The following is a 20,744-nucleotide window of genomic DNA, read 5'->3' as shown; positions in this document are numbered from 1 at the left end:
GTTTGGATTAAATAGCAGTATCGCGAGTGGGAGTGTTGTTGTAGCTTTTTACTTTGCAATCACTTTTTTTGGAGCCTTCTATTTTGGGGTTTTGGAAAATAAAAAGGCAAAGCGACAACTGCCATTGTAAATTTATTAATTCTTTCGAATCTCTTTGTTTACCAGATCTGTATAACATTGCATAGCTTCTGCAGGACTCAAGTTTTTTGCCTGTATCAATGCATTTGCTTTAAAAGCATTGATTAGAGGTGTCTTACTGCTTGGATTGTCAAAATTTTTGTGTGCTATTCTGTAGTAAGCATATAGTTTTAACAGCAAGTCTGCAGGTAGCGCTTCCGTGTAATTGTTTACAAAGTCTACAGATTCTATAAACTTTTTATGTGCTTTATCATCCTTCATTTTTGTTGGGTATTATTGCAATGCAAGTCTTTGCTCCAACTACTTTCTGGTTAAGTTGTACCGTTATAACACTGTCTAAGGGTAAGTATAAATCTACTCTTGATCCAAATTTTATAAATCCTCCATCATCACCTTGCTGAACATTATCGCCTACTTCTGCATAATTTACAATGCGTTTGGCTAATGCTCCTGCTATTTGACGGTATAAAATATCCCCAAATTTAGGCGTGTTGATCACAACTGTAGTTCGTTCATTTTCAGTACTTGCTTTAGGATGCCAAGCTACTAAATATTTTCCAGGGTGATATTTAGAGTATTTTATAGATCCACTGACAGGATATCTTGTGACATGTACGTTTATGGGCGACATAAAAATGGACACCTGCTTGCGTTTCCCTTTAAAGTATTCGGTCTCTTCCACTTCTTCTATTACAACAACCTTACCATCTACTGGTGCTAGGACATCGTCAAAACTTTTAATTACTTTTCTTGTAGGGTTTCTGAAAAACTGTAAAATCAGAATTAAAAAAACTAGAGCGCCAATTTGCACTAGGTATTTTAACCAGTTGATATCAATAAACTGATTCGCTAAAACTATTATAGCCACAACGATTATAAAGGTAATGGTAATGATTTTTTGTCCCTCTTTATGAAACATATGAAAATATAATTAATGTTAAAAATGCAAATGGAGCAGCAAATACTAGACTGTCTAAACGATCCCAAATGCCACCATGGCCTGGTAATATTGCCCCGCTGTCTTTTACGTTGGCGTTTCTTTTAAATTTCGATTCTATAAGGTCGCCTAAGTTTCCGGTTAGAACAATTACCCCGGCTAATATAAGCCATTGGATTAAAGTTAAGTTCGTTTCGTACCTCGATATAATATAGGCAGCTATTAAGGCAAAAACAAAGCCTCCTAAAGCACCTTCAATTGTTTTTTTAGGGGAAACCGATGGAAACAATTTTGTGCGTCCAAAGCTCTTCCCTACAAAATAAGCAAAACTGTCATTCACCCAAATTAAGATAAAGATACCCATTATTAAAATTTTTTCAAAACCGCCAGCGATATATGGGATCATCGTTAGAAAAATACAACCGCCACCGATATAGAGGAGCCCTATTAAAAATTTTTCTACAGGTTTAAAACTACGTTTCTTTTTAGAAAATAGGAAAAACAGCAAGAATATGCTTGTTAGTAAAGTGGGTAATAAAAGAATGTAGGCAAGCCAAGCGTCCTGAATAAGGTAAATATAGCTCCACCAAAGCGCTAAATAAGCGACAAAAATATAATACCCTTTAAGTTTTATGATACGTTTGTATTCAAATAAGCAGGCCAAGCCAAATGCCATAAATAAAAAATCGAAGGCGTCTGAATTTAGAAATACTGCAGACAATAATAGGACCACATAAATAACACCGGTAATTGATCTTTTAAAAATTTCTTTCATCTTATAAATCCTCCATCAAGATAAGATATAAGTTTTTAGAAGAGCTACCATAGGATAAAAAATCTTCTTCCTTTATATTAGATTGAAAATGTTTTATTGTTGTAATATTCGCAGGTATACTGCCCTGGTATTTATTTTTTATACTTTTTAAGCCATCACCTAATGAAGGTGTTAGTTGACTTGTTGTAGCATAAACAATAAAGTTTTCGGGCAACTCATTCATCTTTTTTTCTTTCAATTGATTTGATGAAATCAAAATGGAGCCATTTTGAGCAATTAGGTGCTCACAGGTTGTGAAGAATACAGTGCTGTTTTTTGGAGAGTTTGAAAATTTAATATGCTCATTCGAAAATTTCTCTTCCAACCTAGGGTCTATGGAGAAAAAGAAACTATTGCCCCAATCGTTCTCCATTACTATGTTTTGTATCGCAGAGGATACTTCAGCAGAAGAGTCGCAGTATAAAAATTTACCGCCATTTTTTTTAAAATAAATGGTAAACTTTTCGTCTATTGGTAGATCAAGTTCTGGCATATGAACTCCCCGATTTTTTTCGGAATAGTCAGAACTCTTTTTTTTACCGCCACCAAAAAGTTTACCAAAAATGCTCATTTATTATTTTAACACGTTATGTTATTATTCTTCTTCCTCAGAAATTGAAGAGGTGCGCTTTGCTTCTTCTTCATCTGCTAGAATATCCTTTGCAAAAGGCCTTTTTCCGAATATTTTTTCTAAATCGTCTTTAAAGATAACTTCTTTTTCTAATAAGCGTTCTGCTAACTCTGTAAGTTTGTCTTTATTTTTTTCTAAAAGATCTACTGCTCTTTTGTACTGTACTTCAATTAAGGTAGAAATTTCTTCATCAATTGTGTGAGCAGTTTGTTCGCTATACGGCTTAGAGAAGCCATACTCGTTCTGTCCAGAGGAATCGTAATAAGTAAGGTTTCCTATTTTGTCATTTAATCCATAAATAGTTACCATAGCTCTTGCCTGCTTGGTTACTTTTTCTAAATCGCTTAAGGCACCTGTAGAGATTTGATCAAAAATAACTTTTTCAGCAGCACGGCCACCTAGGGTCGCACACATTTCATCTTTCATTTGCTCTGGGCGTACAATTAGGCGTTCTTCTGGCAGATACCAAGCCGCTCCTAAAGATTGCCCTCTAGGCACTATTGTTACTTTTACAAGTGGAGCTGCATGTTCTAACATCCAACTTACAGTGGCATGTCCAGCTTCATGGAAAGCAATTGTTTTCTTTTCGCCTGGTGTTATTATTTTGTTTTTCTTTTCAAGACCACCTACAATTCTGTCAACCGCATCTAAGAAATCTTGCTTTGTAATTGCTTTTTTCTCTTTACGAGCAGCAATAAGGGCAGCTTCATTACATACGTTGGCAATATCTGCACCTGAAAAACCAGGGGTTTGTCTCGCTAAGAATTCCAAATCTAATGTCTCGGCTGTCTTTAAAGGCTTAACATGTACTTCAAATATTTCTCTTCGTTCTCTAATGTCTGGCAGATCCACATAAATTTGTCTGTCAAATCGACCGGCTCTCATTAAGGCTTTATCCAAGATGTCTGCACGGTTTGTTGCTGCCAATACAATTACATTGGTATTGGTGCCAAAACCATCCATTTCTGTTAACAATTGGTTTAGTGTGTTTTCTCGTTCATCATTAGAGCCTGTAAAATTATTCTTTCCACGTGCTCTACCAATGGCATCAATTTCATCAATAAAGATGATCGCAGGAGATTTGTCTTTTGCTTGTTTAAACAAATCACGTACCCTTGATGCACCTACACCTACAAACATCTCCACAAAATCTGATCCAGATAATGAAAAGAAAGGTACTTTGGCTTCACCTGCAACAGCTTTTGCTAGCAAAGTCTTCCCGGTCCCTGGAGGGCCTACTAATAGAGCTCCTTTTGGAATTTTACCACCCAAAGATGTATATTTTTCAGGATTTCTTAGGAATTCTACGATTTCTTCTACCTCCTCTTTGGCTCCTTCTAAACCTGCAACATCTTTAAAAGAAGTGCGAGTATCAGTTTTCTCATCAAAAAGCTTTGCTTTCGATTTTCCAATATTGAAAATCTGTCCTCCAGCACCGCCACCGCCGCCGCCAGACATCCTACGCATCATAAAGATCCATATGCCTATAATTAAAACAAAGGGTAGTAACGAAAATAAAAGGCTTTGGAAAGTATTGTCTTCAGTATCGCTATCAATGATTATGTCTATATTGTTTTCGTCTCTTGCCTCTTTAATCTCTTTTTCAAAAACCTCTAAAGATGCATAATTAACGATATAACTAGGAGACTCAGCTGGGTTTAATGAGAAACTCGGTGAAGAAACCGGTTTGTGTTCTTCCTTAGCTAAAGCTTCACCCGTTAAATAAACTTTTGCATAGCCGGCATTGGTTATCATCATTACCTTTTTTACATCACCCTTTTTGATGTATTCTAATAAATCTGAAGTTGTCTTTTTGTTTGTAGATGAAATACTATCACTACTTAAAAATTGAAATCCAATGATTACTACTATTAAAATTCCATAAATCCACCAAGAATTAAACTTTGGTTTCGTAGGTTTTGTATTATTTTCTTTTGCCATTTTTCTTTTTTACTGATTATAACTACTTTCAATTGCTGTAATTTTTGCATCTCCCCAAAGTCCTTCTATATCATAGAAATCTCTAATCTGTTTTTGGAAGACATGCACAACAACATTGATGTAGTCTAATAAAACCCATTCTGCATTTTCAGATCCCTCTATATGCCAAGGTTTATCATGTATTGCCTTACTAACTGTTTTTTGTATTGAATTTACAATCGCATTGACATGCGTGTTTGAAGTACCGTTACATACAATAAAGTAATCACAAACGGTATTTTCTATGTCCCTAAGGTCTAGTAAATTTATATCGTGTCCTTTAACGTCTTCTACTCCTTGTAAAATTAAAGCAATTAGCTCATCTGCACTAGCTTTCTTTTTTTGCATTCAAAAATTTTAGATTATACAAAGTTATTGTTTTTTTGTTTTCTTAACTATTGTTTTTAATATTAAGATTGTAGATTTTTGTAATAAACTACATATGCAGATAATCAAACTTAATGCCACCGACTCAACCAATGCCTATTTAAAGCAATTATTGCCAGATAACGCGCTGGAGGATTTTGCAGTTGTAGTTGCGGAGGAGCAATTGAAAGGACGTGGGCAAATGGGCACAAAATGGATTTCTGATAGTGGTAAAAACTTGACATTTAGCGTATTAAAAAAAGGAGAGTCACTGAGGGTTGCCAATCAGTTTGCATTAAACATGTGTACATCTCTAGCTATTTATGAAGCCTTATCTGCTCTTGGGGTTCCCAATTTGTCCGTAAAATGGCCTAACGACATTCTGTCAGCTAACTCTAAAATATGTGGCATTCTTATCGAAAACATTTTATTGGGTAGCAAAATAAAAACCTCCATCATAGGAATTGGGTTAAATGTGAATCAAACTTCATTTTATAATTTACCCGATGTGTCTTCTTTGCGGCTAGAAATGGGTGTGACTTTTGATCTGGATGAAGTTTTAAAGCTAATAATTGCAAAACTAAGAAAATATCTTACGAAGGAATTTTTATCACATACGGCCGAATTAACCAGTAAGTATGAAAAAATAATGTTTAGAATAGACAAGCCGTCTACTTTTAAAGATAAAGAAGGAAATTATTTTATGGGGTTTATTAAAGGAGTTTCCCCTAGCGGAAAACTAATAGTTATGCTAGAGGATCAACTTTTACAGGAATACGATTTAAAAGAAATCCAATTAATGTATTAAATCTTCCCTAAGTTTTTAGATAGTGTCTCTATGAAGTTTGTAATGGGCGACTTTACCATCATAGCCATCATTGCATTGAATTTGCCTTCAAAACTTAGAGTCACTTCGCTTTCTGTGTCTGATACGGCAAGAATGTCTGCCGTTAAGGTAAAAGGTAGTTTGTCACTTGCAGCGCCTAAAACTATTTTATTGTTAGGGTGTTGTTCTTTTAATTTTAATACAATCTCGGGCATCCCTTTTAAGGCAAAGAGGAATTTATCCGCACCTAGTACTTCAAACTTACTAATGTTTTCCGGCATTAATTTTTCAAAGTTTTTTATATCAATTAGAAAGTCAAAAACTTCTTTTTCGCTCTTGTTAATTGTTTTTTTTGGTGATTCTATGTGCATAATATTATGGTTTCCATGCTGCTGGGTTGGTTTTCCATTGCAGCAAAGTGTTTAATTGTTCTTCTTTTATATAATGGGTATCTGATGCTTGTTGTATTAAATTGCTATAATCACTAAGGGTGTGTAATTGTAGACTTTCGCTTTTAAAATTTTCATCTGCAACATTAAAACCATAGGTGAATATTGCAACCATTCCTTTTACATTGGCTCCTGCTTCTTTCAGCGCCTTTACTGCATTTAAGCTGCTTTTTCCCGTGCTAATTAAATCTTCAATAACCACAACGTTTTGGTTGGGAGTTAGTTGCCCTTCTATTTGGTTTTGTCTGCCGTGCGATTTTGGTTCAGGTCTAACATAGATAAAAGGTAGTCCTAAATATTCCGCAACAAGCATACCAATGCCAATTGCGCCAGTGGCTACCCCAGCAATTACATCTGGTTTGCCATAGAGCAGCTCTACTTGCTTGGCTAACTGTTCTCTAACGTAATTTCTAATTGTAGGATACGATAGAATAATTCTATTATCACAATAGATTGGAGATTTCCATCCAGAAGCCCATGTAAAAGGATTTTCTGGTTTCAACTTAATTGCATTAATTTGCAATAAAAGTTCGGCTGTTTTTTTTGCAGTGTCTTTATTTAAAACCATAACACAAATGTATAAAGTTTTTGTGAATGAATTGCCCTTGATTTTAACAAATAAACTCTCGGACATTGCAGATAATAAATATTTTTTGTTGAACGAGCAGGCAATTAACGATGCTATTAAGGCTTTGACTAAGAATAAACTGTCCAAGGCATATATCTATCACCCTAATAAAGAGGAGATTTTAAAGAAGTTCTCAAAAAAGATACCCATCGTTGTAGCTGCAGGAGGAGTGGTTACCAATAAAGATGGGAAGGTGCTTTTTATTTATAGAAATAATAAATGGGATTTACCAAAAGGGAAAATAGATCAGGGGGAAACAATAGAGGAGTGTGCGCTTCGGGAAGTAGAAGAGGAGACTGGTGTGAAAGGCTTAAAGATTGAAAACTATTTAAAAACTACCTATCATATTTTTAAACGGAACGGCAAACAAAAACTTAAGGAAGTACATTGGTTTGCTATGAAAACTTCGTACAAAGGAGAACTCACGGGTCAATTGGATGAAGGTATTCAAAAAGTGAAATGGAAAGGCCCGAGTAAAATAGCAAAGGCATTGGAAAATTCCTATGCCAATATTAAAGTTTTGTTTGACGAGTAGTTTCTAGTTTTTCAGAATTCTAAATATAGGGTATTGTAAATGTGCTTTTTCATAATACTCCGATTTTTTATGAATCCAGTCCAATTGCGCATACCAATTGTTTGTAAAGCTTTTGTCTAATTGTTTTTTATGTTCAAATTCTAATTTTAGCCCTGGGTTGTCTTGGAGTAACTGCATGGCGATATCTTCAAAAACATAGGGAGAAAAACCTTCTTTTTGTTGTAGAATAGTGTCAAAAAAATTCCAATTAAAAAAAGAGTCTATTGCCGATGGTTCTAATGTTTCTAGCAAATAGCGAATGCCATCTTGGTTTGTTGGTACAAGATAATCACCCTTGTAAAAATGTACGCTTTTAGTCGTAGTAGTTACGCTAGTGTTGCTGTGTGGATAATGTCCTTCATAAGCGGTTTTGCGCGTCTGATAGTCTTCAATCTTATAAGACTCTACATTAATAATGGTATCCTTGTCTAGTGTTTTATAGCTTATGTTGTTCCTGTCTAGGAAGGGGATTATTTTTTGCCATCCCCTAGGAATTATATAGGCGCTTGGTATGCGAATGCTATCTGTGGCTTTCATGTAGTTTTTATAAACGACTTCCTTGGTAAACGGTCTTGTTTTGTCGTATTTTAAACGTTTTAAACCTGTAACTTCACTAGTAATTTGATCTGCTTCATATCCTTTAAAGTTTAGGGTTGATGTCTTTGTTGTGTCGATCGTATAGTGAAGCGGGTAGCTTTCTTTAGTTTTGTATTCAGCAAAAGCAGCTTGACGTAATTCTTTTATTTTCTTACCATCCTTTTCGGTGATATCTATCATTTTCTGCATTAAAAAGTAAGTGCCTAAAACGCGTTGTTTGTAGGGTTTTAGCATGTGCGTTTCTACCATCATGCCTAAGGTGTTCCACAAGGTAGTATAGCCAGTTGAATATCTTGGGTAGTCCATAAATTGAGAAAAGCCTTCTTCAGGAACACTGTTAAAAACATTCACATAAGGCGTTATGCTCCAGTCTATCTCTTCTAGGGATGTCTCTAGAGTAGGCATCATTTGGGTATGAAGGTAGGCTCCTAATTTGCCTCCTAGTTTGTTGTGCTGTGTAAATAAATGGGTTAGGGTGTATTGGTAGTCAGCACCATTGCTTACGTGATTATCTATAAAAACATCGGGATTGGTTAAGTGAAAGATTTTGGCAAATGTTTGGGCATTTTTGGTGTCACTTTTTATAAAATCTCTGTTTAGGTCGTAGTTCTGGGCATTGCCTCTAAAACCATAATTTTTTGGGCCATTTTGATTGGTTCTAGAAGTGGCATTCCTATTTAATGCGCCACCAACATTATATATAGGAATCGTTGTTATAATAGTATTCTTTGGTGCTTTTATATGATGTATCCCTAAATCTCTAAACAACAACATAGTGGCGTCAATACCATCACTTTCACCCGGGTGAATGCCATTGTTTATTAAAATAACCGTTTTTTCTTTGCTGATTTTTTTGAAATTGAATTCTCTTGTTGGGTTGTAGGTGACCAAGTGTAGTGGAAAGCCACTGTCTGACTCTCCTATGGTTTGTATGTTTATTTCAGGCAATTCATTTGCTAGTTTGGTGTAGTACGCTATGACCTCTGGGTAGGTTGGCGTTTCTAATCCCTGAGAAATTTCAAAAAAAGTTTGAAAATCTTTTTGCTTTTTCTGGGTTTCCTGGGTACAAGCCGTAAGCAGAAGGAGGCAGAAAAGGTAAATACTATTTTTCATCTATTGTCTTTCTTTATTTAACCCTAACTGTGTCTGGTACTAATACGGTATAATCGCCATTGTTCCGGATAACATCGCGAACAATGGAAGAACTGATATATGATTTTCCAGATGATGTTAGTAAGAATACGGTTTCTATTTCTGATAATTTTCTATTGGTATGTGCAATTGCTTTTTCAAATTCAAAATCAGCCGGATTGCGCAAGCCTCTGAGTATGAAATTAGCCTTCATTTTTTTGCAAAAATCAATAGTAAGGCCTTCGTAGGTCATCACTTTAATTTTAGGTTCATCTTTGTATGCTGCTTTTATAAATTTCATTCTTTTTTCTAATGAAAACATATATTTTTTATCGGCATTAATACCTATGGCGATAATCACTTCATCAAAAAGAGTAATTCCTCTATTTATAATATCGGTGTGACCTAAGGTTAGCGGATCAAAAGAACCAGGAAAAATAGCACGTTTCATGTGTTGTGTTTGTTTTGACTTGAGTTTATAAAGGGTAATGCAATTCTTACTGTTTAAAGTTAACTAAATTATCTTAAAGCCTCTTTAATAGCACTGTCAAACAATTGCGCAAGAGATATTCCTGCCGCGGCTGCTTGTTGTGGTAAAATACTTTCTTCTGTTAACCCAGGGGTCGTATTCATTTCTAACATGTAGGGTTCATTGTCTACAAAAATAAATTCACTTCTAGAGTATCCCTTCATTTTTAGGATTTCGTACACACGCTTGGCAATATTGCTCACTTTTTCTTCTTGTTCTTTGGAAATTCTCGCGGGTGTAATTTCTTGAGATTTGCCTTCGTATTTGGCTTCGTAATCAAAGAAATCGTTCTCAGTTACAATTTCTGTGATAGGCAATACTTTGGTTTTGCCTTGGTAGGTAATAACTCCTACGGAAACTTCTGTGCCATCTAAAAAAGCTTCAATAATGATTTCATCATCGGCTTCATACGCATTTTCAATAGCTGGTAGTAAGGCTTCTTTGGTGTGTACTTTAGAAATGCCAAAGCTACTACCTGCCTTATTGGCTTTTACAAAACAAGGTAATCCAAGTTTGCTAATAATTGCATCTTCGTTTACAGCATCACCTTTGTTAAGGTAATACGATTTTGCAGATGCTATGCCGTAAGGCTTTAGAACACTGAGTAAATCTCTTTTGTTGAAGGTTAAAGCTGCCTGGTAAAAATTACAAGCTGTTTGTGGAAGTCCTACCAATTCAAAATAGGCTTGCAAATACCCGTCCTCACCTGGTGTACCATGAATGGCATTAAAAATACAGTCGAACTTTAGTTTTTTTCCATCAATTACAATTGAAAAATCACTTTTATCCACAGCTTGTTCATTTTCATTGGCATCTACATATACCCATTTGTCTTTAAAAATGTGAATCTTGTACTTGTTATAGGTTGCATCATCTAGAAATTTATAGACAACGTTTCCGCTTTTTAGGGATATATTATACTCCTTGGAGTAGCCACCCATAATTATGGCAATATTTTTTTTCATGGCAATTTTGATTCAATATAATGATGGTAACAAATATCATTTTTTTAAATTAAAGAAAAAAGGATAGGGTTTTATATATTTGTACGATATTTCTATAATTATGCGAAATTTTTTCAACTTCATAAAAAGTAAATCATTTATTATACAATTGGGGCTAGCCCTTATGGTTGTCTTGGTATTGGTTTTTGTAATTTTACAATGGTTAAAATCTACCACCAACCATGGGGAATTTGTGGAGGTGCCGGATTTTTCCAAAATGACAGTTTCTCAAATGAAACACGAAGTAGATAAGGCGGGACTGAGGTCTCATGTATTGGATTCAGCCAATTACAACCCTAGTTTTCCTCGATTTTCTATTATTGAGCAGAATCCACCAGCTGGGAATAAGGTAAAAAAGAATAGAAAGATTTACTTTACAGTAAATCCGTCCGGATATAAAAAAGTATCCGTACCACAGGTGATTCAGAAAACCAAAAGAAATGCTACCTCCATGTTGTTGGCAGTTGGTTTAGACGAGCCAAAAATTACCTATGTAGATAATATTGGAAAGGATATGGTTCTTGGTATAAAGTATATGGGCAAGAATGTAAAACCAGGCGATAAATTACCAAAGACTTCTAAGGTAGAATTGGTTTGTGGTAACGGTAATCGATAAGACTAAAAGGCATATATTTTTATGAGTGAACAACTGGGTCCAGAGCCTAATGACGAGGAACTTTATGAGCATCATAAAGTAGTTGCATCTAAAGGACAAGAGCCTTTACGTGTTGACAAATTTTTAATGAATTTTATTGAAAATGCAACACGTAATCAGATACAAAAGGCAGCTAAAGATGGTCATATTTGGGTGAATAATGTAGTTGTAAAGCAGAACTACAAAGTAAAAGCAGGTGATGATATTCGCGTGATGTTTACCCATCCACCATATGAGTTTTTATTACAGGCAGAAGATATTCCCATAGATGTTGTTTATGAGGATGAAGTTCTTATGGTTGTAAATAAACCACCAGGAATGGTTGTGCATCCAGGGCACGGTAATTATTCGGGTACCTTAATTAATGCCTTGTTACATCATTGTAAGGATTTGCCAAACAATACTAGCGATAGGCCAGGACTGGTACATCGAATAGATAAAGACACTTCTGGGCTTTTAGTTATTGCAAAGACTGAAGCGGCAATGACATTTTTGGCAAAACAGTTTTTTGACAAAACATCAGAAAGGGAATATATAGCTATTGTTTGGGGTAATGTAGAGGACGATGAAGGAACAATAGAGGGGCATTTAGGAAGGCACCCGAAGAACAGATTGCAGATGCATGTATATCCAGAAGGCGACGAAGGTAAAGAAGCAATTACGCATTATAAGGTGGTAGACCGTTTGGGCTATGTCACTGTTGTTTCTTGTAAATTGGAAACCGGTAGAACGCACCAAATACGGGTGCATATGAAGTATATTGGTCACACCATTTTTAATGATGAGCGGTACGGAGGGGAGCGTATTTTAAAAGGAACCACCTTTACAAAATACAAGCAATTTGTGGAAAATACGTTTAAGATTTTGCCCAGACAGGCACTACATGCTAAAACCTTAGGTTTTGTGCATCCAGTTACTAAGGAGTTTATGCGATTTGATTCAGAGCTTCCAGAAGATATGGCTAATGCTATTGAAAAATGGAAGCATTATGCGAAGCATATAGAGTAGTTTAATTGGCGTATGCCTTAGATATCAATTTTAACAATAGCGCTATTGAAAACTCTTTTGCAGTATTGTGAGTTTTCATAAAAATCATTCCTATTTTTAGCTCAAATTAGATAAAAATGAAGATTGTAATTTCTCCAGCAAAATCATTGGATTTTGAAACTACATTGCCGACACAAAAGTATACGCAACCTCAATTTTTAGAAGAGGCGGCTAAATTAAACGCTATTTTAAAAAAGAAAACTCCAAAAGCCTTGTCAGCCTTAATGGGGATTTCAGATAATCTAGCACAGTTAAATTGGCAACGGAATCAAGAATTTACCACACCATTTACACCGGATATCGCGAGGCCAGCAATTTATGCTTTTAATGGCGATGTATACCAAGGGTTAGATGCCTACACCATTCCGGAACAGAAGTTAGATGATTTACAAGATAAACTTAGAATTTTATCTGGGCTTTACGGAATTTTAAAGCCTTTGGATTTAATGATGCCGTATCGGTTAGAAATGGGTACGCAACTTAAGGTTGTCAAAAAAAAGAACCTACACGAATTCTGGAAAAAGACACTTACACAACACCTAAATGATGAATTGGAAGATGAAGAGGTTTTTGTAAACTTAGCAAGTAATGAATATTTTGGTGCGGTTGATGTCAAAAAATTAAAAGTACCAGTGATTACACCTGTTTTTAAAGATTGGAAAAATGACAAACTTAAGGTGATAAGTTTTTTCGCTAAGAAAGCTAGGGGTGCTATGGTGCGTTATATTATAGATAGTAATGCAGCAAACTTGGATGATCTTAAAAAGTTTGATGTTGATGGCTACGCGTTTAGTGAAGCCCATACGGTAAAAGAGAACATGCCTGTTTTTGTAAGATAATAATAGTGTCAAAAAATCGTTTCATAGATAGAAGTTAATTGTATGTGTGCTATGAGAAAGTTAATGTTTTTGCCGGTTTTGTTACTTGCCTTGTGTTTTGGTTGTGAAGACCGGGATGATAATTTAAATGCTGTAAACCTTAGAATTAAAAACTTGAGTGATGTAACTTTTACAAGGGTTCAAGTAGGAGCAGATGATAAAATTCATACCAATATCGCTGCAGGCGACTTCTCGGATTACCTGGAATATGAAGAAGAAACCTATAAATATGCCTACATCAATATACTGGCAGAAGGCAACACCTATACGTTACAGCCTATTGATTTTGTGGGTGAAACACCTTTACCTATTGGTTTTTATACCTATGAGTTAAGTTTTAGGGAAGACAATAGCGTAGTGCTTACCTTTGTCGCCGATTAATTCTGACTTTGTTTTTGAATATTCTCCGTAATCTTTATAGCTAAAAGCCGTCTTTTTTCTTGGAGAATTTTTAACTCTTCATCAAGACGTATTCGTTTTTTTTCTAATTCGGAAGCTTCTGATATTAGCAATTGTTGATTGGTAGAAATGTCTTCATTGGTAGCGGAGGCCGAGGAATTCAATGTAAATGCGTCCAAGGCTGTGATTGTGTTTTCTACATTTTTTAAGGCGAGTTTTGAATAATGCCTGCCTAAATCCCAATCTTTAGGCGTGGCCGCTTTTTCTAAATTCGTAATGCCATTTAATACTGCGTTTACGGCGTCCTTGCAGTCGCACTCTTTCATCTGCTTCTTTGTTTTTTCTAAGGCAATTAAACTTTTTTCGGCATAGTATTTCTGATGATCAAAATTATCTGCTTTTAAAGCTTTTTTCGCGTAATTAAGAGCATAAGAACTGGAGGAGTATGCGCTATCGCAATTGGAATTCGTATAAAATAATGTGGTTAAAAAAAAGAAGGACAGATAAACAGTGCTTTTTAGCATAATAAAAGTTAATGATTTGTAAAACTTGGGTGGCTAAAATGCTACTTTTTTACACCATATAAAAACCAATGTGGTGAACCAATTGGAATACGTGGTGTATCGGCTAATTTATAATGTTAAGGTGGTATTTCTCCTGTTAATGAATTGGAAAGGAATGTTTTTATTTCTTTTTTCCTACATTAATCTTTTCTTCAATTGTTGGTTTCCTTTTTAATTTACGCTTTCTTCTAGCGCCATAGGTTCCATTAATTATTTTTCCTCTTTTAGATTTTTTATCTCCTTTTCCCATGCTTTGTAATTTTTTAAATAAAGTACGATTTTTTAAAAGAAAAATCTAATTTTTAGTGTTCTTTCTGGTTTTAAATAATTAATATTAATTGTTGGAATTCTATTTTCTGAATTGAATAGTTACGCTTTTGTGGCTAAAGGGTTATTCTTGATACAAAATAGTAGCATTTTGTAAAGTTTTAATATTGTTAAAAAGAGTTATATGGAGTACATTTGAGCATCTAGAATATAAAGTATTGCTTTTATTGTTTTAGCAAAAAAAACTAACAAATTACTACAGATGAAAATTAATAAGGTTTTAGTAGCAAACAGAGGTGAAATTGCAATTCGTATTTTTAGAGCTTGTGTAGAAATAGGCATTAAAACTGTTGGTATATACACCTATGAAGATCGGTATTCATTGCATAGATATAAGGCGGATGAATGTTATCAAATTGGGGAAGACAATGAGCCATTAAAACCCTATTTAAATATCGATGCTATAATACAAGTAGCAAAAGATAATGGTGTAGATGCCATACATCCGGGGTATGGGTTTTTGTCAGAAAATGCAGAATTTGCACAAAAATGTGAGGATAATGATATTATTTTTGTTGGGCCTAAAGTATCAGTATTAAAATCCCTGGGTGATAAAATTACTGCTAAAGAAGTTGCGGTTGCCAATCATATTCCAATTATACAAAGTAGTGATATAGATCTGTCTAGCCTAGAAGTTGCTATTACTGAAGCGAAAAGAATAGGCTATCCCTTGATGTTAAAAGCTGCATCGGGTGGTGGTGGTCGCGGGATGCGAGTTATCCGTACAGAAGAGGAATTGGAAAAAGCATTTCCTGAAGCAAAAAGAGAATCCTTAAATGCCTTTGGTGACGATACGGTTTTTCTTGAAAAATTTGTAGAAAATCCAAAACATATAGAAGTACAGATTGTCGCAGATATGCATGGCAATATGGTGCATTTGTACGAGCGCGATTGCTCTGTTCAAAGACGTTATCAAAAAGTAATTGAATTTGCTCCTTCCATTGGGTTGCCTCAAGAAACAAGAGATAGTTTGTATAAATATGCATTAGATATTTGTAAGGCGGTAAATTATAATAATATAGGTACCGTTGAGTTTTTGGTAGATGATGATGGCAGTATTTATTTTATCGAGGTTAATCCTAGAATACAAGTTGAGCATACCGTTACAGAAATGATTACCAATATAGATTTGGTAAAAGCACAGTTATTTATTGCTGGCGGTTATAAACTAGCAGACAAACAAATAAAAATACAGGATCAAGAGTCTGTAAAAATAACAGGGTATGCATTGCAATGCAGAATCACTACAGAAGATCCTGCTAATGATTTTAAGCCAGATTACGGTGTTGTAACTACGTATAGAAGTGCTTCAGGTTTTGGTATTCGTTTAGATGCAGGTAGTATTTATCAAGGCGTTAGTATTTCACCTTTCTTTGATTCTATGTTGGTTAAGGTTTCTGCTACAAGTAGAACTTTAGATGGTGCTTGCCGTAAGATGCGTAGAGCATTGGCAGAGTTCCGTATAAGAGGTGTACAAAGCAATATGGCGTTTTTAGATAATATTCTAAAACATCAAACTTTTAGAGATGGTAAGGTTACGGTAAATTTTATAAAGGACGAACCTTCGCTGTTTGAGTTTGTAGAGCCAAGAAACCGTGCTAATAAATTAATTGGGTATTTGGGAGAAACTATTGTTAATGGTAACCCAGATGTTAAAAAGAAAGATTCAAACCATGTGTTCTCTAAGCCAAAGGTACCTTCGTTTGAGAAAATGAGTTCGTACCCAAAAGGGACTAAAGATTTATTAACTGAATTAGGTCCCGAAGGTTTTTCAACGTGGTTAAAAAATGAGAAAAAGGTACATTTTACAGACACTACAATGCGAGACGGCCACCAAAGTTTGTTGGCAACCCGCATGCGTACTATAGATATGTTGAAAGTGTCTGAAGGCTATGCCAAAAACTTCCCTGAAATTTTTAGTATGGAAGTTTGGGGAGGTGCAACCTTTGATGTTTGCTTGCGTTTTTTGCAAGAAAATCCTTGGGAGCGTTTGGCATTGCTGCGCAAATCAATGCCTAATGTGATGTTGCAGATGCTTATTCGTGGCTCTAATGGTGTGGGGTATACAGCCTATCCAGATAATCTAATCGAAAAATTTGTAGAGAAATCTTGGGAAACGGGAGTAGATGTTTTCCGTATTTTTGATTCCCTCAACTGGATGAAATCCATTGCACCTTGTATAGAACATGTTCGTACTAGAACAGGTGGTTTGGCCGAAGGTTCTATTTGTTATACTGGTGATATTTTAGATCCTAATAAGACCAAATACAACCTAAAGTATTATATTCAATTAGCCAAGGATATAGAAAATGCTGGGGCTCATATTTTAGGTGTAAAAGATATGGCAGGTTTGTTAAAGCCAAATGCAGCATTTGAGCTAATATCTGCCTTAAAATCAGAAATAAACATCCCAATACACTTACATACCCACGATACCTCTTCCATTCAGGCGGCTATGTATTTAAAAGCAATAGAAGCAGGTGTAGATGTGGTTGATGTTGCTCTTGGAGGATTATCAGGTTTAACATCACAACCTAATTTTAACTCTGTGGTAGAAATGTTGCGTTTTCACGAGCGTGAAAATAAACTAAACACGGAGAAGCTAGCAGAATACTCCAACTATTGGGAAACAGTACGGAATTACTATTATACATTTGAATCTGGGCTTAAGTCAGGAACAGGAGAAGTGTATAGTCATGAAATTCCAGGCGGACAATATTCGAACCTTAAAGGACAAGCAATTGCACTTGGTTTGGAAGATAAATTCCCAGAGGTTACTAAAATGTATGGTGAGGTAAACCAGTTATTTGGAGATATTGTTAAAGTAACCCCAAGTTCTAAAGTTGTGGGTGATATGGCGCAATATATGATTAGCAATAGTTTAACCGTTAAGGATGTTTTAGAAAAGGGGGATACTATTTCCTTTCCTCAATCTGTCATTAGCTTCTTTAAAGGAGATCTAGGTCAGCCAGTTGGAGGATTTCCAAAAGAACTTCAAAAATTAATTTTAAAAGATCAAGTACCGTATACAGAAAGACCCAATGCACATTTAGAGCCCATTGATTTTGAGAAAGAACTCAAGGCTTTTAAACGCAAGTTCAACAAGGGTATGGGTAGAGATTTAGAAATTACAGACTTTTTGTCTTACAAATTGTATCCTAAGGTATTTACAGATGCCTATAACAGCCATGTTAAGTATGGTAATGTAATGAACATACCAACTAAAAATTTCTTTTATGGTATGGACATAGGGGAAGAAATTATTGTAGAGCTAGATAAGGGTAAAAATGTTTTAATCTCCTTAATGTTAAAAGGGGAACCCGATGAAAATGGGTATGTAAGTATCTATTTTAAAATTAACGGACAATTGCGTAACGTAATGGTAAAAGATACTTCTGTTAAAGTAATAAAGGCTGAAAATGTTAAAGCGGATGCCGATAATCCTAAAGAAATTGGTGCTCCTTTACAAGGCTTGTTGTCTAGTGTATTGGTTAAGAAAGGACAAGAAGTTAAAAAGAACCAGCCGTTGTTTGTAATTGAAGCCATGAAGATGGAAACAACAGTTACGGCAACTGCGGAGGGAGTGGTAGATAGAATACAGTTGGCAGGAGGGTCTTTGGTAAACTCAGATGATTTGGTCTTAACTTTGAAATAAATTTTAAAAAAGATTTTTAATTAAAAGTAGAATAGCTGGGTATATGAAGGAGTTACAAAGATTAGAGGAGTTTAAAAAATCAGTATATAATAAGTTTAATGTATACAATAGCCTATTTTTAAACTTACCGTATCGGAATATTGAAAATGTAGGTATGGTTATACCACTGATGCTAGATCAATGCCAAAAAGGTCTAAAGTCTGGTAAAAGCCCGCAAGAAATATTAGAATCTTTTTTTCAAAATTATGTGGATATTGCATCAGAAGAGGAACGTATTAATTTTATGTTTCGCATTATTCAATATGTAGAGAGACAAGTGGTTTTGTATGATAGCGTAGAAGATGCAGCATTTCCAAAATTATATAAACATAGTAACAACTTAACGATTAAAGATTATTTTGAGTTGGTTGATAAGAATAAAAGTTGGGATAAAATTTCTGAGCAATTGTCTTCATTTAGTGCTCGTTTAGTTTTAACTGCTCATCCAACACAATTTTATACACCTGCAGTCTTGGATATTATTTCAGAACTGAGAACCTTGATATTAGATAATAAAATTGATGATATTGATGTGACTTTGCAGCAATTAGGGTTAACTTCTCTTATAAACTCTAAAAAACCAACACCTTTGGATGAAGCAAAAAATATCATTTATATTTTACGTAACGTCTATTATGAAGCTGTTGGAGAATTATATGCGTATTTAAAAAGAAATATCAATAATTCAGAATTTGAAAATTACAATATAATGAAACTGGGTTTCTGGCCTGGAGGAGACCGAGATGGAAACCCTTTTGTAACTGCTGATATTACTAGTAAGGTAGCAGATGAGTTGCGAATTACGTTAATGAAATGTTACTATAATGATTTAAAAAAATTGCAGAAAAAATTAACTTTTACAGATATACAAATATTCATTAATGAGTTACGGTCTAATCTATATGCAGCTATGTTTAATCCAGCCAAGCAGGTTGGATATACTGATATTATAGGTCCGTTAGAAAAAATCAGAAAAATTTTAATTGCGAAGTATCATAAACTGTATTTAACGGAATTGGATTACTTTATGGATAAGGTTAAAATTTTTAAAACACATTTTGCAACTTTAGATATTAGACAAGACCATAGTATTCACACTAAGGTTATAGCAGCTGTTTTGCAAAAAAATGGTATTATTAAAGAAGATTTGTCTGAACTTGATACAGCTACCCTGGTGGATATTTTACTTCATAAAGAATTAAAATTAAACGCTGATAATTATGAGGATATTATCAAAGACACTATTGTAAATATTTCACAATTAAAGGAAATCCAGCAAAAGAATGGGGAAGAGGGTTGTAATAGGTATGTAATTAGTAATTCTGAAGACATTTTTTCAGTGCTCTTTGTTTATGGGTTATTTAGATGGTGTGGTTGGAATTCAGATGCCATTACTTTTGATATTGTTCCACTTTTTGAAACAATGATTGGAATGGATAGGTCCGAGAAGATTATGCAAGAATTGTTTAGTATGCCAGCCTATAGGGCACACGTAAAGCAAAGGGCAGAAACGCAAACTATGATGCTTGGATTTTCTGATGGCACAAAAGATGGTGGCTATTTAAAAGCAAATTGGTCTATTATCGAAACTAAAGAAAGTTTGTCAAAAGTATGTGCTAACCATACTATTAAAGCAATATTTTTTGATGGTCGAGGTGGACCACCAGCACGTGGAGGCGGAAAAACACATCGCTTTTACGCAGCTCAAACAAAAGATATAGCTAATAACGAAATTCAGTTAACAATTCAAGGACAAACAATTACGAGTACGTACGGTACCAAGGAGCAATTTATTTACAATTGCGAACAGTTGCTAACAGCTGGTTTGTCAAATAACCTTTTTGGAGAAAAGAATGTCATTCCTGATGCGTCAAGAAAATTAATAGAAGAACTATCAGAATTAAGTTTTGAAAAATACGACAACTTAAAACATCACCCTAAGTTTATGTCCTATTTAGAAAATATGAGTACCCTTAAGTATTATACAAAGGCAAATATTGGCAGTAGGCCTGGAAAGCGGGGGAATAAAGCTAAATTAGAACTAACAGATCTTAGAGCAATTTCATTTGTTGGCTCTTGGAGTCAATTAAAACAGAATGTACCTGGGTATTTTGGATTGGGAACAGCACTTAAAACAATGAAAGATCGAGGTAGAATAGATGAAATAAAAGGGTTGTATGAAAATGTACCAATTTTTAGAGCACTAATGTCTAATAGTATGATGGCCTTATCTAAATGTTATTTTGAACTTACTTCCTATATGAAAGAAGATGCTGAGTACGGTGCGTTTTGGACAATTCTAAAGCAAGAATATGACCTGTCTAAAGAAATGTTGTTAGAGATTTCAGGAATGGAAATTTTGATGGAAAAAGAACATATTTCTAGAGAATCGATTAAAATTAGGGAGAATATAGTACTTCCGCTTTTGGTTATTCAACAATATGCACTACAAAAAATAGGTATGAATTCTGAATATAAAGAACTTTACGAGAAAATAGTTACACGTTCCCTTTATGGTAATATTAATGCTAGTCGTAATTCAGCATAGAAAAGGGTCTTCCGTAAGGTTGTTCGTAT

Annotated in this window: 21 protein-coding genes; 8 read left to right on the top strand and 13 right to left on the bottom strand. The window is 34.8% G+C overall.

All coding sequences use genetic code 11. From position 1 onward, the window contains the following. Positions 1-135: 135 nt before the first annotated feature. From MWU65_RS14705 to rsfS, 6 genes are read right to left on the bottom strand one after another with little or no spacing between them, the layout of a single operon-like run. Entirely contained in the window at positions 136-399 is a 264-nt protein-coding gene (locus tag MWU65_RS14705) for an acyl-CoA-binding protein (protein ID WP_247079143.1), read from the bottom strand. Then, positions 389-1,057, bottom strand: coding sequence for a phosphatidylserine decarboxylase family protein (locus tag MWU65_RS14700; protein ID WP_247079140.1), 669 nt, complete (start codon positions 1,055-1,057; stop codon positions 389-391). Before MWU65_RS14700 ends, MWU65_RS14705 begins: the two co-directional genes overlap by 11 nt. Continuing rightward, positions 1,047-1,850, bottom strand: a complete 804-nt coding sequence (locus tag MWU65_RS14695) for a phosphatidate cytidylyltransferase (RefSeq protein WP_247079137.1) — start codon at positions 1,848-1,850, stop codon at positions 1,047-1,049. The genes MWU65_RS14700 and MWU65_RS14695 overlap by 11 nt, the downstream gene beginning before the upstream one ends. 1 nt (position 1,851) lies before the next feature. After that, the gene (locus MWU65_RS14690; RefSeq protein ID WP_247079135.1) at positions 1,852-2,460 is read right to left on the bottom strand and encodes an LUD domain-containing protein; all 609 of its coding nucleotides are present in this window, start codon (positions 2,458-2,460) and stop codon (positions 1,852-1,854) included. A gap of 24 nt (positions 2,461-2,484) precedes the next feature. Further along, positions 2,485-4,461, bottom strand: a complete 1,977-nt coding sequence (ftsH, locus tag MWU65_RS14685) for an ATP-dependent zinc metalloprotease FtsH (RefSeq protein WP_247079133.1) — start codon at positions 4,459-4,461, stop codon at positions 2,485-2,487. A gap of 9 nt (positions 4,462-4,470) precedes the next feature. Continuing rightward, the gene (gene rsfS, locus MWU65_RS14680; protein WP_247079132.1) at positions 4,471-4,848 is read right to left on the bottom strand and encodes a ribosome silencing factor; all 378 of its coding nucleotides are present in this window, start codon (positions 4,846-4,848) and stop codon (positions 4,471-4,473) included. A gap of 94 nt (positions 4,849-4,942) precedes the next feature. Between rsfS and MWU65_RS14675 the strand changes: the two genes are divergently transcribed. Next, positions 4,943-5,674, top strand: a complete 732-nt coding sequence (locus tag MWU65_RS14675; RefSeq protein ID WP_247079130.1) for a biotin--[acetyl-CoA-carboxylase] ligase — start codon at positions 4,943-4,945, stop codon at positions 5,672-5,674. Here MWU65_RS14675 and MWU65_RS14670 read toward each other — a convergent pair. Then, the gene (locus MWU65_RS14670; RefSeq protein WP_247079128.1) at positions 5,671-6,063 is read right to left on the bottom strand and encodes an SRPBCC family protein; all 393 of its coding nucleotides are present in this window, start codon (positions 6,061-6,063) and stop codon (positions 5,671-5,673) included. The two genes, MWU65_RS14675 and MWU65_RS14670, sit on opposite strands and share 4 nt — an antisense overlap. A gap of 4 nt (positions 6,064-6,067) precedes the next feature. Then, on the bottom strand, positions 6,068-6,709 hold the full coding sequence (pyrE, locus tag MWU65_RS14665) for an orotate phosphoribosyltransferase (protein WP_247079127.1): 642 nt from the start codon (positions 6,707-6,709) through the stop codon (positions 6,068-6,070). Positions 6,710-6,716: 7 nt separating this feature from the next. On the opposite strand from pyrE, the gene MWU65_RS14660 reads away from it, so the two are divergent. Beyond that, positions 6,717-7,304 (top strand): NUDIX hydrolase, encoded by a 588-nt coding sequence (locus MWU65_RS14660; protein ID WP_247079126.1) that lies wholly within the window; start codon positions 6,717-6,719, stop codon positions 7,302-7,304. A 3-nt stretch (positions 7,305-7,307) separates the two neighbouring features. Here the strand turns inward: MWU65_RS14660 and MWU65_RS14655 are convergent, their stop codons facing one another. From MWU65_RS14655 to MWU65_RS14645, 3 genes are all read right to left on the bottom strand, one after another. Beyond that, a complete protein-coding gene (locus tag MWU65_RS14655; RefSeq protein ID WP_247079124.1) occupies positions 7,308-9,053 on the bottom strand; it encodes a M14 family metallopeptidase in 1,746 nt (581 codons plus the stop codon). Positions 9,054-9,066: 13 nt separating this feature from the next. After that, positions 9,067-9,522, bottom strand: coding sequence for a pantetheine-phosphate adenylyltransferase (coaD, locus tag MWU65_RS14650; protein WP_247079121.1), 456 nt, complete (start codon positions 9,520-9,522; stop codon positions 9,067-9,069). A gap of 68 nt (positions 9,523-9,590) precedes the next feature. Then, positions 9,591-10,565 (bottom strand): D-alanine--D-alanine ligase, encoded by a 975-nt coding sequence (locus MWU65_RS14645; protein WP_247079119.1) that lies wholly within the window; start codon positions 10,563-10,565, stop codon positions 9,591-9,593. Between the two features lie 100 nt (positions 10,566-10,665). Between MWU65_RS14645 and MWU65_RS14640 the strand changes: the two genes are divergently transcribed. The 4 genes from MWU65_RS14640 (at position 10,666) to MWU65_RS14625 (ending at position 13,565) form a co-directional block, all read left to right on the top strand. After that, complete coding sequence (locus tag MWU65_RS14640) at positions 10,666-11,220, top strand: PASTA domain-containing protein (RefSeq protein WP_247079116.1); 555 nt, start codon at positions 10,666-10,668, stop codon at positions 11,218-11,220. A 21-nt stretch (positions 11,221-11,241) separates the two neighbouring features. Then, positions 11,242-12,267, top strand: a complete 1,026-nt coding sequence (locus tag MWU65_RS14635) for an RluA family pseudouridine synthase (protein WP_247079112.1) — start codon at positions 11,242-11,244, stop codon at positions 12,265-12,267. Positions 12,268-12,383: 116 nt separating this feature from the next. Further along, positions 12,384-13,145 carry a peroxide stress protein YaaA gene (gene yaaA, locus MWU65_RS14630; protein WP_247079108.1) on the top strand — a complete coding sequence of 254 codons (762 nt, stop codon included), beginning with the start codon at positions 12,384-12,386 and terminating at the stop codon, positions 13,143-13,145. A gap of 51 nt (positions 13,146-13,196) precedes the next feature. Beyond that, positions 13,197-13,565 carry a hypothetical protein gene (locus tag MWU65_RS14625; protein WP_247079105.1) on the top strand — a complete coding sequence of 123 codons (369 nt, stop codon included), beginning with the start codon at positions 13,197-13,199 and terminating at the stop codon, positions 13,563-13,565. Here the strand turns inward: MWU65_RS14625 and MWU65_RS14620 are convergent. Further along, positions 13,562-14,107, bottom strand: a complete 546-nt coding sequence (locus MWU65_RS14620) for a hypothetical protein (RefSeq protein WP_247079102.1) — start codon at positions 14,105-14,107, stop codon at positions 13,562-13,564. The two genes, MWU65_RS14625 and MWU65_RS14620, sit on opposite strands and share 4 nt — an antisense overlap. Before the next feature lie 160 nt (positions 14,108-14,267). Further along, positions 14,268-14,396 carry a 30S ribosomal protein THX gene (locus tag MWU65_RS14615; RefSeq protein ID WP_247079101.1) on the bottom strand — a complete coding sequence of 43 codons (129 nt, stop codon included), beginning with the start codon at positions 14,394-14,396 and terminating at the stop codon, positions 14,268-14,270. A 279-nt stretch (positions 14,397-14,675) separates the two neighbouring features. Between MWU65_RS14615 and MWU65_RS14610 the strand changes: the two genes are divergently transcribed. Both MWU65_RS14610 and MWU65_RS14605 read left to right on the top strand, forming a co-directional pair. Then, a complete protein-coding gene (locus MWU65_RS14610) occupies positions 14,676-18,128 on the top strand; it encodes a pyruvate carboxylase (protein WP_247079098.1) in 3,453 nt (1,150 codons plus the stop codon). 43 nt (positions 18,129-18,171) lie between these two features. Further along, positions 18,172-20,715, top strand: coding sequence for a phosphoenolpyruvate carboxylase (locus MWU65_RS14605; RefSeq protein ID WP_247079095.1), 2,544 nt, complete (start codon positions 18,172-18,174; stop codon positions 20,713-20,715). The last annotated feature ends 29 nt before the right edge of the window (positions 20,716-20,744 follow it).

The sequence above is a fragment of the Cellulophaga sp. F20128 genome, from assembly GCF_023015805.1.
GTDB lineage: Bacteria > Bacteroidota > Bacteroidia > Flavobacteriales > Flavobacteriaceae > Cellulophaga.
Note: the sequence above shows the minus strand (reverse complement) of the source record. Positions and strands in the feature narration are given on the sequence as shown.

Excerpts from the sequence above, each read along its gene's own strand:
- MWU65_RS14705 (WP_247079143.1), bottom strand. The coding sequence starts at position 399 with ATGAAGGATGATAAAGCACATAAAAAGTTTATAGAATCTGTAGACTTT.
- MWU65_RS14700 (WP_247079140.1), bottom strand. The coding sequence starts at position 1,057 with ATGTTTCATAAAGAGGGACAAAAAATCATTACCATTACCTTTATAATC.
- MWU65_RS14695 (WP_247079137.1), bottom strand. The coding sequence starts at position 1,850 with ATGAAAGAAATTTTTAAAAGATCAATTACCGGTGTTATTTATGTGGTC.
- MWU65_RS14690 (WP_247079135.1), bottom strand. The coding sequence starts at position 2,460 with ATGAGCATTTTTGGTAAACTTTTTGGTGGCGGTAAAAAAAAGAGTTCT.
- ftsH (WP_247079133.1), bottom strand. The coding sequence starts at position 4,461 with ATGGCAAAAGAAAATAATACAAAACCTACGAAACCAAAGTTTAATTCT.
- rsfS (WP_247079132.1), bottom strand. The coding sequence starts at position 4,848 with ATGCAAAAAAAGAAAGCTAGTGCAGATGAGCTAATTGCTTTAATTTTA.
- MWU65_RS14675 (WP_247079130.1), top strand. The coding sequence starts at position 4,943 with ATGCAGATAATCAAACTTAATGCCACCGACTCAACCAATGCCTATTTA.
- MWU65_RS14670 (WP_247079128.1), bottom strand. The coding sequence starts at position 6,063 with ATGCACATAGAATCACCAAAAAAAACAATTAACAAGAGCGAAAAAGAA.
- pyrE (WP_247079127.1), bottom strand. The coding sequence starts at position 6,709 with ATGGTTTTAAATAAAGACACTGCAAAAAAAACAGCCGAACTTTTATTG.
- MWU65_RS14660 (WP_247079126.1), top strand. The coding sequence starts at position 6,717 with ATGTATAAAGTTTTTGTGAATGAATTGCCCTTGATTTTAACAAATAAA.
- MWU65_RS14655 (WP_247079124.1), bottom strand. The coding sequence starts at position 9,053 with ATGAAAAATAGTATTTACCTTTTCTGCCTCCTTCTGCTTACGGCTTGT.
- coaD (WP_247079121.1), bottom strand. The coding sequence starts at position 9,522 with ATGAAACGTGCTATTTTTCCTGGTTCTTTTGATCCGCTAACCTTAGGT.
- MWU65_RS14645 (WP_247079119.1), bottom strand. The coding sequence starts at position 10,565 with ATGAAAAAAAATATTGCCATAATTATGGGTGGCTACTCCAAGGAGTAT.
- MWU65_RS14640 (WP_247079116.1), top strand. The coding sequence starts at position 10,666 with ATGCGAAATTTTTTCAACTTCATAAAAAGTAAATCATTTATTATACAA.
- MWU65_RS14635 (WP_247079112.1), top strand. The coding sequence starts at position 11,242 with ATGAGTGAACAACTGGGTCCAGAGCCTAATGACGAGGAACTTTATGAG.
- yaaA (WP_247079108.1), top strand. The coding sequence starts at position 12,384 with ATGAAGATTGTAATTTCTCCAGCAAAATCATTGGATTTTGAAACTACA.
- MWU65_RS14625 (WP_247079105.1), top strand. The coding sequence starts at position 13,197 with ATGAGAAAGTTAATGTTTTTGCCGGTTTTGTTACTTGCCTTGTGTTTT.
- MWU65_RS14620 (WP_247079102.1), bottom strand. The coding sequence starts at position 14,107 with ATGCTAAAAAGCACTGTTTATCTGTCCTTCTTTTTTTTAACCACATTA.
- MWU65_RS14615 (WP_247079101.1), bottom strand. The coding sequence starts at position 14,396 with ATGGGAAAAGGAGATAAAAAATCTAAAAGAGGAAAAATAATTAATGGA.
- MWU65_RS14610 (WP_247079098.1), top strand. The coding sequence starts at position 14,676 with ATGAAAATTAATAAGGTTTTAGTAGCAAACAGAGGTGAAATTGCAATT.
- MWU65_RS14605 (WP_247079095.1), top strand. The coding sequence starts at position 18,172 with ATGAAGGAGTTACAAAGATTAGAGGAGTTTAAAAAATCAGTATATAAT.